General features: G+C 37.5%; 11 protein-coding genes. 5 read left to right on the top strand and 6 right to left on the bottom strand.

All coding sequences use genetic code 11. From position 1 onward, the window contains the following. The first annotated feature begins 50 nt into the window (after positions 1-50). From EGT49_RS08675 to EGT49_RS08685, 3 genes are all read left to right on the top strand, one after another. Positions 51-725 carry a 2,3-bisphosphoglycerate-dependent phosphoglycerate mutase gene (locus tag EGT49_RS08675; RefSeq protein WP_135373505.1) on the top strand — a complete coding sequence of 225 codons (675 nt, stop codon included), beginning with the start codon at positions 51-53 and terminating at the stop codon, positions 723-725. Between the two features lie 251 nt (positions 726-976). After that, positions 977-1,834, top strand: coding sequence for a GRP family sugar transporter (locus tag EGT49_RS08680; RefSeq protein WP_135373507.1), 858 nt, complete (start codon positions 977-979; stop codon positions 1,832-1,834). 142 nt (positions 1,835-1,976) lie between these two features. Continuing rightward, on the top strand, positions 1,977-2,795 hold the full coding sequence (locus EGT49_RS08685; protein WP_167849810.1) for an HAD family hydrolase: 819 nt from the start codon (positions 1,977-1,979) through the stop codon (positions 2,793-2,795). A gap of 26 nt (positions 2,796-2,821) precedes the next feature. Here EGT49_RS08685 and EGT49_RS08690 read toward each other — a convergent pair whose 3' ends face one another. The 6 genes from EGT49_RS08690 to EGT49_RS08715 form a co-directional block, all read right to left on the bottom strand. Further along, entirely contained in the window at positions 2,822-3,112 is a 291-nt protein-coding gene (locus EGT49_RS08690) for a hypothetical protein (RefSeq protein ID WP_135373511.1), read from the bottom strand. Positions 3,113-3,525: 413 nt separating this feature from the next. Next, positions 3,526-5,613, bottom strand: coding sequence for a KUP/HAK/KT family potassium transporter (locus EGT49_RS08695; protein ID WP_135373513.1), 2,088 nt, complete (start codon positions 5,611-5,613; stop codon positions 3,526-3,528). Between the two features lie 117 nt (positions 5,614-5,730). Continuing rightward, the gene (locus tag EGT49_RS08700; RefSeq protein WP_135373515.1) at positions 5,731-8,154 is read right to left on the bottom strand and encodes a Xaa-Pro dipeptidyl-peptidase; all 2,424 of its coding nucleotides are present in this window, start codon (positions 8,152-8,154) and stop codon (positions 5,731-5,733) included. Between the two features lie 113 nt (positions 8,155-8,267). Continuing rightward, on the bottom strand, positions 8,268-9,611 hold the full coding sequence (locus EGT49_RS08705; protein WP_135373517.1) for a C1 family peptidase: 1,344 nt from the start codon (positions 9,609-9,611) through the stop codon (positions 8,268-8,270). Positions 9,612-9,627: 16 nt separating this feature from the next. Continuing rightward, positions 9,628-10,317, bottom strand: coding sequence for a ribose-5-phosphate isomerase RpiA (rpiA, locus tag EGT49_RS08710; RefSeq protein WP_135373519.1), 690 nt, complete (start codon positions 10,315-10,317; stop codon positions 9,628-9,630). Continuing rightward, positions 10,318-10,620 (bottom strand): GNAT family N-acetyltransferase, encoded by a 303-nt coding sequence (locus EGT49_RS08715; protein WP_135373521.1) that lies wholly within the window; start codon positions 10,618-10,620, stop codon positions 10,318-10,320. 130 nt (positions 10,621-10,750) lie between these two features. Here EGT49_RS08715 and EGT49_RS08720 point away from each other — a divergent pair, with 130 nt between their 5' ends. Together EGT49_RS08720 and radA are read left to right on the top strand one after the other, a co-directional pair. Beyond that, on the top strand, positions 10,751-11,293 hold the full coding sequence (locus EGT49_RS08720) for a dCTP deaminase/dUTPase family protein (RefSeq protein WP_135373523.1): 543 nt from the start codon (positions 10,751-10,753) through the stop codon (positions 11,291-11,293). A 19-nt stretch (positions 11,294-11,312) separates the two neighbouring features. Beyond that, on the top strand, positions 11,313-12,689 hold the full coding sequence (radA, locus tag EGT49_RS08725; RefSeq protein WP_135373525.1) for a DNA repair protein RadA: 1,377 nt from the start codon (positions 11,313-11,315) through the stop codon (positions 12,687-12,689). The last annotated feature ends 2 nt before the right edge of the window (positions 12,690-12,691 follow it).

Consider the following 12,691-nt stretch of genomic DNA (forward strand, 5'->3'; position numbering starts at 1 on the left):
TTGTGTTAAGATTAGTAAGTAATTTTATATGAAAGTTGGAATGTCTATTTATGGTAAAACTTGTTATGGTCAGACATGGTGAGAGTACAGCCAACGCATTGAATCAATATACAGGGTGGAATAATGTTGGTTTGACGACTGAGGGTAGAGTTCAAGCACATTACGCCGCAAAGCAGTTGCAGGGGTTTGAATTTGAACACGTTCACACTTCAGTTTTGAAACGAGCAATCATTACAGCCTATATTATTCAAGATGATTTAAAGCTTAATTATGTGCCAATCACGAAGACTTGGCGCTTAAACGAAAGACATTACGGAGCCTTGCGTGGTCAGAATAAAGATGAAACAAGAAGAGAGTTCGGCGAGCAACAAGTCCATTTGTGGAGACGCAGTTTCTATTCTGTCCCACCTAAATTAGCTCATCCGGATCCTAATGATGGCCCTTATAAATACTTTGAACCAAGAATCATGCCAGTGGCAGAAAGCTTGTTTGGTGCTTATAAACGAATCGTTCCTTATTATGTCGATCATGTAGCCAATCGCTTACTCGATGGTAAAAATCAATTGATTGTCGCTCATGGTAGCACGATTCGTGCTTTGATCAAGTATATAGAAGGTATTAGTGATCAAGATATTGATGGAGTCGAAGTTGCTAATGGAATGCCTTTGATTTATGAATTTGATGATCGTTTAAATATTATTAGTAGTAACCGTCAAAAAAAGTAGTGTCCCTAAAGTTGAAAGACTTTGGAGACCTTTTTATTTAAAAAATCTACTTTCTTCAAAATAAAATGCTTTCATTTTATAGATTATGAGGTACACTATTTAAATGGTCTAGATATTTGAAAAGGTTTTATGCCAAGTAGACAAAATAAACAAAAAAAGTAATAAATGTGTTATTCTAGAATTTATGTTTTTAATACATACAGTTATTACTTGTAAAAGTATCAATATTTTTTGAATTAGAGGAAATTTTTATGAATATTTTAATTGCACTGATACCAGCACTCGGTTGGGGCTTTATGCCAATCATCGCTGGAAAAATTGGTGGCTCTCCAGTTAATCAAATGTTTGGAATTGGTGCTGGAGCAACCATAGTTGGATTCATTGCTTACTTAATTACGCAACCAGCTGTTAATACGACTGCTTTTTGGTTCTCGGTCTTGTGTGGAGCTTTATGGACGATTGGTCAAATAGGACAATTTATTTCTTTCAAACGAATTGGCGTTTCTGGAACTGTTCCTTTATCAACTGTCTTTCAATTAGTCGGTAATTCGATTATTGGGATGTTGATCTTTGGTGATTGGAGTGGCGTACAATCTAAAATAATCGGTATTATAGCTTTATTGATCGTTGTTGTAGGTGCTTTGTTGACATCCGTTTCAGATAGCACAGAAGGCAATAAAATGGAATTTAAAGATGCCATGTTCTTACTTTGTACAACAGTTGGATTTTGGATCTACTCATCATTTCCAAATATGCCGATTGTTAAGGATCAAAGCGGTACAGCCATCTTCTTACCAGAAATGCTAGGAATTCTTGTTGGAGCAATGATTTTTGCATTATTCACAGACGTGAAATCATTTAAACAAAAAGAACAATATTTGAATATTTTTGCTGGTGTAGCTTGGGGAATTGCGGCTTTCGCCTACATTTTCTCAGCTAAAGCTAACGGAAATACTTCCGCTTTCATTTGGACACAATTGAACGTTATTATCGGAACGTTTGGTGGAATTTTCATCTTGAAAGAGAAGAAGAGTAGCCGTGAGATGAAATTTACAATTCTCGGAATTGTTTTGATTGTTGTCGGTAGTGTTGCTACATCATTTGCGTAAAAGAGCGTGAAAATAGGCCATGGTAATCATACTTGATTGCTATGGCCTTATTTTTTTAAGGAAAAAAATATATAGGCTCCGGACTCATTTTTTATCATTAATTTGATAGACTGAAGGTAAAGTAAAAATGAGGTGGGTCAAAATGATTAAGCATATTTTCTCTGACATGGATGGTACTTTGTTAAATAACGCTTGTCAAATTAGTGATGGCAATGTTAGAGCTATTGAAGATAGCCAAATACCTTTCACTTTAGTTTCTGCACGCTCTCCTAAAGAAATGGTCGAGGTAATCGATAAATTACATCTGACGGAGCCACAGATAGGTTTTAACGGAGGTTTGATTTTCAAGAAAGTCGATGGCGAGATTCAACCTTTGAAAAGTGAAACGATTGAATTTTCTGAAGTAAAACGAATTATTCAAATTGTGAAGGATGAGTTTAAGTTAACGAGTTACAGTTTTTATGACTTAAACAATTGGTATGTGGAAAAGCTTGATCGAGGGATTGAGTATGAAATTAAAATGGGTGGACAGACGCCAACTGTGACTGACTTTGCACCGCTTTTTGAACAGGAGTTAAGCGTGTTCAAAATAATGTTGATAACTTTTGATGAAACCGAGATGAAAAAGTTAGTCACCAAATTAAATAAATTTAATCCTGGCAATCTAAGCATCTATCAATCGACACCTACTTATTTGGAGATAACTAGTACTAAAGCTCAAAAACACTTAGGAATTGAATATATTAAGAATTTAGAGGATTTACAAACTAGTGAGTTAGCCGCGTTTGGGGATGGTTTGAATGATCTTTCGATGCTGCAAAATGTTGGCACACCAATTGTGATGGAAAATGGTTTTGAAAGTTTGAAAAAACATGCCAAATACATTACTAAAGATAACGAGCATGATGGAGTTGCATACGGAATCAAGCAATATTTATTAAATGAAAAAACTGGCATATGAGATGTCAGTTTTTTTGATAGAAATGGTTATTGGGCATTGACGCAATGAATCAAATGACGCTTAAAATAATTGGCTTCACCATATCCACTGTTGATGATGTAGAACTTCTTGTTCTGATAAATAAAGCTGATCCGTTCATAGCCAAAGGAATTATCGAACAAGAGGTCAGTTATTTGATCAATAGAGATATTGATGTGATGAGCAGTTTTAAAACCACGAGTAATCGTCATAGAAAGCTGATTCTTATGAAACCGATAATCTACATAGCCACAAAATTTCTTTGAATTATTATCGATGACTTGAATATACGTAAACATAATAATCGCTTCTTTATGAAAAATTCATCAAAACTCTTATAGTTTTGATTGTCTTAGATTATAAACAGGAGATGAAAATAGACAAATAATTGTGTTTGTTGTTCCAAAACGTCTAACAGAGCTGTTGCTCCAGACTAGATAGAAAATTTTTTGCAGTTGATTTGGTAACTATGAAGTGGATACGGTTCTATTCATAGTAAATATAAAATTGATTGATGGTCTGGATAATGTTGTCTTAATATTTAGTAGCTATGATTTTTAGAGAGTAATTTAGAAACAGAATCTTTTTTTTATTTGATTATGAGAGACTAAAAAAGAAGCTGCACCAATGTTATTCACATTGGTACAGCTTCTTTTTCTGTTTTAGCAAATAGAATTCTATTTAGTTTGTTGCGGAAGACGGCGGTTAACTACTATTCGTCGTCTTCATCGTCATCAATTTCTTCATCGATCTTAATATCTTTCAATGCAGAACGATCTTTTCTAACTAAACGAAGACGATTGAGTGAAACTTTTCCGAGTACCAATGGAACTCTTTCTTCAACTACATCACTGTAAGAGAGTCCGAACCAGTTGGCTGGGGAAATGAATTTTTGCAGTAAGAGTCTTAAATGAATAATACTCTTCTTGAGGTTACTGATCTTCGTGTCAGGTGAAAGGACTTCTTTAATGATAACGAAGGAGAAGTCACCGACGTCACGGTCAGGAATCGTAGTATATTTCTGTGGTTGAGATTTGATCTCACCATTTGACATCATGTCGTTAACTACTTGACGAAGGTAAACATTAACTTTTTGGTCAACTCTAAATCCAAGATAAAGCTGAACGCTGACCATATAGTCGGTATCGAAAGTTTCAACACTGTAAGCTGCCGTGTATGGTTCGTCAGTAACGTTGACAGTTACAAACCAGTAAACTTGAGCTCGTTTTGGCCGCTTATCGAGGATTGAATAAAGAATATTCTTCTTGATCCGGTAGCCGTCATGAACACGAGTTAAGTAAACTAGGTTAGTTGTGTAGAGTGGATAACTTGGGTCTTTTCTCAAATCGTTTAATTGACGTTTAAAGGCCAATAAGGAAGCGAAATGGCTCCGGTAAGTGTTATCGTCCTTGAGTCGTTCTCCGTATCTCCAAACGAACATTACAGCGATTAAAACGGCGGCAATGAACATTGTGATATAAGCACCGTGGAGGAACTTATTACTATTTGTCACGAAGAAAATACTTTCGATTACGAAGAAGAAGGCAATGATCACGGTTGTAAATAGTCGGTTGACTCGTTTCATCAACAACCATTGGTGAAGCAAGATCGTGGTCATTAACATGGTGATGGTGATTTCTAGACCGTAAGCGTTAGACATGTTTTCTGAAGTTTTGAAATAGAAAACGATGAATAAACAAACGACCCAGATAATTGAGTTTACAGTTGGAATGTAGAGTTGTCCTTTGAAATTAGTTGGATAGTAAGTCTTTAATCTTGGGAACATTCTCAATTTAGTTGCTTCAGATACTAAAGTGTATGAACCAGAAATCAAGGCTTGTGAAGCGATGATAGCGGCGGCAGCTGACAAAAGAATTCCAAAGAGTCGAAAATCATCTGGAATTGATTGATAGAACGGATTCATTGATGAACCCATCTTTTGCAAAGTCGCATTGTCCTTAACACTGATGATCCAAGCTGCTTGACCTAGATAACTAAGCAATAGGCAAATCTTAACAAAAGGCCAACTAGTATAAATATTTGGACGACCAACGTGGCCCATATCTGAATAAAGGGCTTCAGCACCAGTTGTAGCCAAGAAGATACTACCTAAGATGAAGACGCCTCGAATATTGATTGGACTTCTCAGAAGTTCAATTGCATAGTAAGGATTCAAAGCACGAATAATTGTCCAGTCACCAGAAAGGTTAACGATGCCGATTATTCCTAGAAATGAGAACCAAACTAACATAATTGGGCCAAAAGCACGACCAATCATTTGGGTACCAAATCTTTGAATAAAGAACAGGGTCGACAGGATAATTACGGTTACGATAATAACCTGATTTTGGGTGCTAATTAAAACGGCGTTATGGATCTGGATTCCTTTGAGTCCTTCAATTGCCGCTGTAACGGTAACTGCTGGTGTCATCATTCCATCAGCTAAAAAGGTTGCCCCACCAATCATAGCTGGGATGATCAACCATTTAGCCCGCTTTCTAACTAAGGTGTAGAGGGCGAAAATTCCACCTTCACCGTTGTTATCAGCCCGTAAGGCAATCAACACGTATTTAATTGTTGTAACTATGGTCAGTGTCCAAAAAATTAAAGAAACACTGCCTAAAATAAAGTTGGCGGACATTTTTTCAAGTCCACCATTCCCAACCATCAATGAATGCATTACATATAGAGGTGAAGTACCAATATCTCCATAGACGATTCCTAAAGCAATTAAGAATCCAGCAATGCTCATTTTTGAATGGGGGTTATTTTTAATTGAATTCAGTTGTGTCTTTTCCATATAAATAATCTCCAAAAATAAACAGTTCAACGGGTATTGTAACATTAAGTGCCAGGGTATGGAACCACTTATTTTTACCTAGTTAAATTCCCAACGTATCAAGGCTTAACCCGCTTTTTAGTTTGTATGTAATGGAACAATTAGTGATGATTGATCCAGTTGAACTGTGTATTCAATATTTTGATTCCCGCGAACAGTCATACCAAAGTCAGTCGCATAAACGATCAAGCCTAATTGGTGCCGGGCTTTTAGTTTAAAGAAGGTTGGTTGTAAGTCAACGTTTACATTGTAGAAGATATTAGGTTTTAATTCATCAACTTTATAGTTATTTTCACGATTTTGTAAATTAATGTGACCCTTTGTAATCATTTTGGCAGACGTTTGTTTACCGAGAGTGAACTCACGTAAATTATCTTCACGCCAGTCATAAGTTGAGGCAAGACTGTTTGCCGATAAGATACTAGGAGAAACGTTCAAACGCTTAGCATCTCCAAAGTCAACAACTTGGAAACTCAACATTCCCAAATCTTTACTTGAAGAAACTTTTAAGTTCACATTGATTTTACCGTCGAGTAAAAGGTCTTTAGTTAAAGGCTCAGTTTTGAAAGTCAATTGGTGACCAGTTAGTTTTTTGCCGCCAACTAATAAATCACTTTGCCATGTAGCGTTATTATCACGGTATAATTCAAAGTCAGCGGGTTTTAATTGGTCAGTGAACGAGGCAGTTGATTCATTTACCTTTTGTGTAGTTAGTTTATCATTTGATAAGTTATAATTGATAACCTTATTGTCAGCATTACTCCAGTCTTTATAAGCAGTCCAAGTCTCTGGTTTAACATTATCTTGAACGATGACATTAGGGATAATTTCTTTAGCTTGGTTATCGACACCTAGTAGTTCGTAAGTCAACCAAAGATTGATGATGTCGCTATAGTCGATTGAACGAAAGGCATTGATGTAAATGTGTTGTCCTTGATGAAGAATGATCTTTTGCGTAACGCCGTTATGTTTGATACCATTCCAAAGTCTTTCAACGTTACGAGGTTTAACGTTCCAATCATTTAAACCATGAACCATGAAGACGTCAGCCGTGATATTCTTGAAATCTTTGTGATAATTACGGGCGTCCCAGAAAGTATTGTAATCACCGCTGTTACGATCTTGACCAGCGTCAATTGCTTTGATTTGTTTATCCCAAGCGTCCTTAATATTGTGGAAATCACCTGGTTGCAAGCGACGACTAAAGGTTTCTTCAGCTAAAACGTCAGCATCTTCACCAGGGAAGCCGTCAGGAGCAATCACTAAACCACCGTCACGATAGTAGTCGTACCAACTGGAGATAGCTGCTTCACTGATAACAGTTTTCAAGCCCTTGACCCCAGTAGTTGCGGCAGCTGTTGCCAAAGTACCAAGGTATGAGCGACCAGTCATAGCAACTTTTTTATTGGACCACCAAGCTTTGATCTCAATATTGTCGATGCGATTGGTGAAGGCAGGTAAGTCACCAGTTAACCACTTGATAATTGAAATGGTTGAGATAGTTTCTTCCTTGTCGCCAGTAGTTCTAAAGCCGTCAGAATCCTTAGTACCGATTCCCGCCATATAAATTACTGCAAAACCACGAGCTAAGAAATAGTTATTCAAAGTATAAGAACTCTCACGAGCAAAAGTTTCCTCAGCCTTTTTAGTTTCACCGTTGATAACACGAGGGTTAGGTAAGTCGGCCTTTGGTTCGTGATATTCAATATCCTCATATTTAAGATTGTTAGGTTCTTTGTGAGTCAAAGGAACATTGACGTTATGCATTAGTTTTTCGCCAGTTTCGTCGTTCGTTCCTTGGTTGTAAGGACTAGCCGTGTATAAAACAGGCACCTTTAGACCGTGTTCAGTTTCGTAAGGACGCAAAATTTCCGCTTTGAGAAGATCACGTTTGCCGTCATGGTCACTGTCTTGAGGAGATTCAACGTAAACTACTTCGCGAATTAACTTGTGAGGATCGAAAACTGGTAATGTTTTACCGTTGAAAAGCAGTGGTTTTGTGACCTTGCCATAAAATTTAGTGAAGTAACCCTTTGAAGCTAATGAGTCAACAAAAGTTTGACCATCTTTGTTGTGAGTGGCTAACAACCAGTACCAAGCTGATTTGAGTTCGGGGACAGTGAAATTGTCACCTTGATGGTCAGCAATCAACAATTGAATTTTTTCCATTGCTGCAAGTGGTTCATCAAATGAGAAATCAACATCCGGGTTGAATTTCAATAACTGTAACGCAACATTGTAAAACGCAGCGACTGAAACACCAGTTGAAGTATCTAAATATTCGCTCAAATTTTGAGTTGGAGTTGCCATGTAAGTGCTCAACTTCTGTTCAAAACTAGTTGAAGTTTTATCTTCAATAAAAGCTTTACTCAAAAAGCTTGTCCATAGTTTGATGGTATCTGTTTCGGAACTATTATCTTTGTCCAAAAAATCGATTTCAGTTAACTCTTTGAGTTGATCGTTAAACTCTGTGGGACGAATTGCAAATTGGTTATTTTTCATGCATGACACTCCTTAAAATTATTAGTATTCTTAAAACTTATTATAAAGAACTGTAATGCAAAAAGCCCGTCAATTCAAATAAGAATTGGCGGACCATTAAAAAATTATTAGAATTAAGCTAATGCACCCATTGGATCCCAAGGAGCAAGAACTTTAGGATCTTTAGATTCTGTTTCGAAGGTATTCTTGAGATCATCACTCAAGTACTTCTTGTTGATAACTAGTTGATAAACGAATTCATCGAACCATGAGTCGCTCATAACGAAGTAACCCTTAGTACCAACTTTTTCACCCCATGAGTTTTCGACCTTCCACTTGAGTGGGTTGCCGTTTTCATCAAGGTCAACACCAGTAATAACCATGGCATGTGTCATCATACTTTCAATGTAATCAAGACGTTCTGCTTTAGTCATTGAAAGATCTGTGTCGAGTAAACCTTCAAGGTCATAGATGTTTGTGTCCATGATACCAATCTTACGGTCAGAACTTTGACCAACATCACTACCGAACCAAACTGTTTCACCAGCTTGAAGTTGTTTGATAGCAAGTTTCTTGAAGTCAGAGTTTTCAAGGTTCAAGTGACGAACTTGACGACCACCAACAACGTTACCAAGCATTTCAACTGTGTAAACGTGATTGTATGGTTTGTCAGCTGTTGGAGCATTGATAGTTGAAATGTAGCTGTCTAAGTCCCAACCAACATACTTCTTGAAGAATTCTTGAGGTGTGATACCAACTTCTTTGTGATAATTCTTATCGTCATCACGGTAAGCCCAGTCAAATTTTGTAGGTGGAACACCAACTGTGTAAACCAAGATCTTGTAAATTTCGCTGAGAAGTTCGTTCTTCTTACGTTCGATATCTTCTTCAGATTTGTTGTCATTAACAAGGTCACGTAAGATAATAGCATCTTTACGTAATTTCTTATTAAGAACGTTATTTAATTCAGAAGAATTTGTACGACTGAATGTATCTGGCATAACGCTCTTTGGAACAACACCATATTTTTGAACTAGAGCCATGACCATATCCCATTGACCACCATCTTGTTGAGGTGTTGCCATTAGGAAGTCAACTTTACGGTCGCCAGTTGGAAGTGCAGCTGTCTTTAAAACATTTTCAAAGAAGTAGTTTGATTTTTCTAGTTTGTCCCAGAAAAGCATGTAACCTTGTGATAATTCGAAGCCCTTGATCTTGAAATTATCTTGAAGAGGGTGTCTCATTGTATTCAAGGCTGCGAAAACCCAGCAAAGGCCAGATTGTTTTTGATCAGCAACTTTACCAGTGTCGATTTCAACTGAGAAAGTTGGGTCCATAGCAACTTTAGATGCCATAGTTTCACTTGATTTGAAAAGACCGTTGTTAGCAACAGCGTTTTTAATAGCTGAAGAACCTGGTGTATTTTCAAATGCAGTTTGGAATTTTTCTAAATCTGATGATGTGATTTCTTTTGTCATACAAAAATTCTCCTTCTTATCTGATATTGTCGATTACTTTTGGTCCATCCTCATAACCGACGATAATAGTATTAACTATATCAAGAAATAGTCCATGTGCAACTATTCCAACTTGATGATCTAACCAATCAGCCAACAAATGGGGATGATTGATCGTACCGATCTTCAAATCGATGATGTAGTTTTTGTTGTGGGTCAAGAAGCGGCTGCCATCTTCGTTAAGACGATAAACCGGGTTCAAGCCTTCTTTTTCTAAATCTTTAAAAGTCTTTTCACAGCCAAAAGGAATTACTTCCGTTGGAAGTGGAAAACTACCTAGAGTGTCGGCCATTTTTGATTGGTCAACGATCCAGATGTTGCGATTAGAGTTAATAGCGACCATCTTTTCGAGTAGGTGAGCGCCACCGCCGCCTTTGATACCTTGACCGTTTTTGTCAATTTGGTCAGCCCCATCGATCGTTAAGTCGATGTGGTCAACTTCATTCAAATCTTTAGTTGGAATGCCTAGTTCTTTGGCTTGTTTTTCCGAACGTGAAGAAGTTGTTACAGCGGTGATATTTTTAATTTCGCCAGCCTTTAATCTACGACCAAGTTCCTCAATCATAAAATAAACAGTCGAGCCGGTTCCAAGTCCGACGATTGAGTTGCTTTTGAAATAATCGACTGACTTTACGCCAACAGCTTTCTTTAATTCATCTTGGTTCAACTAATTTTCCCCCTTTAAGAGCTTTTGGTAATTTTCGGTAAGAACAAATCTGATTTCTGGACGAATCTTGAAAGCAACTTTGGCATATTCACAAACGGGAACAACTTTTAAACCTTTTAAGTCGGAGAAATCAACGACAGCGTTGAGTAGTCTTTTAGCTAAACCTTGTCCGCGATATTCTTCATCGACGAAAGTGTGATCAAGTGAAATCACGCCATCTTCAACAGTTGAATAAGTTAATTCACCAATTGTTTTGTCATTGTCTACTAAGTAAAAACGACCTTTTTCATGATTTAATTCCATAAAATTACCTCCTGCACGATTGTTTAATATAATATTACTCTATTATAAGAAGAAAGTCAGTTGAATCAATAGTTTTATAATGGTTAAAATGCTATTATTTTAGTTATCTAATGCAAAAGGAGTTTTCAATTTGGCTAAAAAACGTGGATTTGAAATTGTGAAAAAGTACGAGGGAAAAGGTATCAATTTGCCAGTTCGTCAAACTAAAAATGCCGCTGGCTATGACCTAGAAAGTGCAACTGATTTCGTTGTTCCTTCAATTTGGAAATTTGGTTTCTTAAATGTTTTAAAATTTATCTTGAACAAGGGTAAAATGGATGAGGATAAAATTAATGAAGTCCAAAAATCAATCAAACCAGTGCTCGTACCAACTGGGATCAAAGCTTACATGCAAGAAGATGAAGTGATGATTATCGCCAGTCGTTCAAGCAATCCTTTGAAGCGTGGTTTGTCAATTCCTAATGGTATTGGAGTCGTTGACGCTGATTATTACAATAACGAAAGTAATGAAGGCGAATTATTCGTTCAATTGATCAACTTTTTTCCCGTCGACTATAAAGTTAAAAAGGGTGAACGCCTAGCCCAAGCAATCTTCATCAAGTATCTGACAACCGATTCGGATCAAGGCGGTTTGAAGAAACGTAATGGAGGATTTGGTACGACAGGAATATAATAAGAAAGGAACTATTTTATTGGCTAAAGCAAAAACAAAATTCGTATGTCAAAATTGTGGCTACGTGTCACCCAGATATTTAGGACGCTGCCCTAATTGTGGAGCTTGGAATCAAATGGTCGAAGAAGTCGACCAACCAGAATCAGTTAAGGCCAAAGCTACACCTAGCCGTCGTGTGAGTGATTTGGAATCTAAGCCGGTCAGTATTGATAAGGTCTCCTTTGAAAAAGAACCGCGAGTTAAAACTGAACTGTCAGAATTGAATCGGGTGCTCGGAGGCGGTATCGTACCGGGATCACTTATTTTGATTGGTGGAGATCCAGGAATTGGTAAATCGACCCTTTTGACCCAAGTTTCAGGGCAACTTGCTAAAACTGGTGGTAAAGTATTATATGTATCTGGTGAAGAAAGTGCGTCACAAATTAAGATGCGCGCTGACCGTCTTGGTATCACTGGCAAGAATTTGTATCTCTACCCTCAGACTGATATGAGTTACATCCGTCAAACGATAGCTGATATGAAACCTGATTATTTGATCATCGATTCTGTTCAGACGATGGATGAGCCAGAGATCACTTCGGCAGTCGGCAGTATTTCCCAGATACGAGAAGTCACCGCTGAATTGATGAATATTGCCAAACAAGACAATATCACCGTTTTTGTTGTCGGACACGTGACTAAAGGTGGTGCCATTGCTGGTCCTAAGATTTTGGAGCACATGGTTGATACGGTGCTTTATTTTGAAGGCGACACGCATCACAGTTATCGAATTTTACGTTCAGTTAAAAACCGTTTTGGTTCAACTAACGAGATCGGTATTTTTGAGATGAGAACTAAGGGTTTGGTGGAAGTAACTAATCCTTCAGAGATTTTCTTAGAGGAGCGTTTAGCTGATACGAATGGTTCTGCAGTTGTTGTTTCAATGGAAGGAACACGACCAATTTTAGTTGAAATTCAATCTTTAATAACCCCAACCATTTTCGGAAATGCCAAGAGAACGGCAACCGGATTAGATCATAATCGTGTTTCTGTGATCATGGCAGTGCTTGAGAAACGTGGCAATTTGATGTTACAAAATCAAGATGCTTATTTGAAATCGACAGGTGGAGTTAAGTTGGATGAACCGGCAATTGATTTAGCCTTAGCGATGTCGATTGCTTCCAGTTATAAGAATCGGGGAATTCCCGCAGCTGACTGTTTTGTTGGTGAAGTCGGTCTGACTGGAGAGATCCGTCGGGTCAATAGAATCGATCAAAGAGTCAACGAAGCTGAAAAGTTAGGCTTCAAACGGATCTTCGTTCCTAAGAATAATCTGGGAGATTGGTCAAAAGATAATAAAATTAAAATTATCGGTGTCAGCACAGTGTCTGATGCAATGAACAAAATTTTTAACTAGGA

Origin of the sequence: Companilactobacillus suantsaicola (assembly GCF_004745525.1) — a bacterium.
Lineage (GTDB): Bacteria > Bacillota > Bacilli > Lactobacillales > Lactobacillaceae > Companilactobacillus > Companilactobacillus suantsaicola.

Excerpts from the sequence above, each read along its gene's own strand:
- EGT49_RS08690 (WP_135373511.1), bottom strand. The coding sequence starts at position 3,112 with ATGTTTACGTATATTCAAGTCATCGATAATAATTCAAAGAAATTTTGT.
- EGT49_RS08700 (WP_135373515.1), bottom strand. The coding sequence starts at position 8,154 with ATGAAAAATAACCAATTTGCAATTCGTCCCACAGAGTTTAACGATCAA.
- EGT49_RS08705 (WP_135373517.1), bottom strand. The coding sequence starts at position 9,611 with ATGACAAAAGAAATCACATCATCAGATTTAGAAAAATTCCAAACTGCA.
- EGT49_RS08675 (WP_135373505.1), top strand. The coding sequence starts at position 51 with ATGGTAAAACTTGTTATGGTCAGACATGGTGAGAGTACAGCCAACGCA.
- EGT49_RS08680 (WP_135373507.1), top strand. The coding sequence starts at position 977 with ATGAATATTTTAATTGCACTGATACCAGCACTCGGTTGGGGCTTTATG.
- EGT49_RS08695 (WP_135373513.1), bottom strand. The coding sequence starts at position 5,613 with ATGGAAAAGACACAACTGAATTCAATTAAAAATAACCCCCATTCAAAA.
- EGT49_RS08685 (WP_167849810.1), top strand. The coding sequence starts at position 1,977 with ATGATTAAGCATATTTTCTCTGACATGGATGGTACTTTGTTAAATAAC.
- EGT49_RS08715 (WP_135373521.1), bottom strand. The coding sequence starts at position 10,620 with ATGGAATTAAATCATGAAAAAGGTCGTTTTTACTTAGTAGACAATGAC.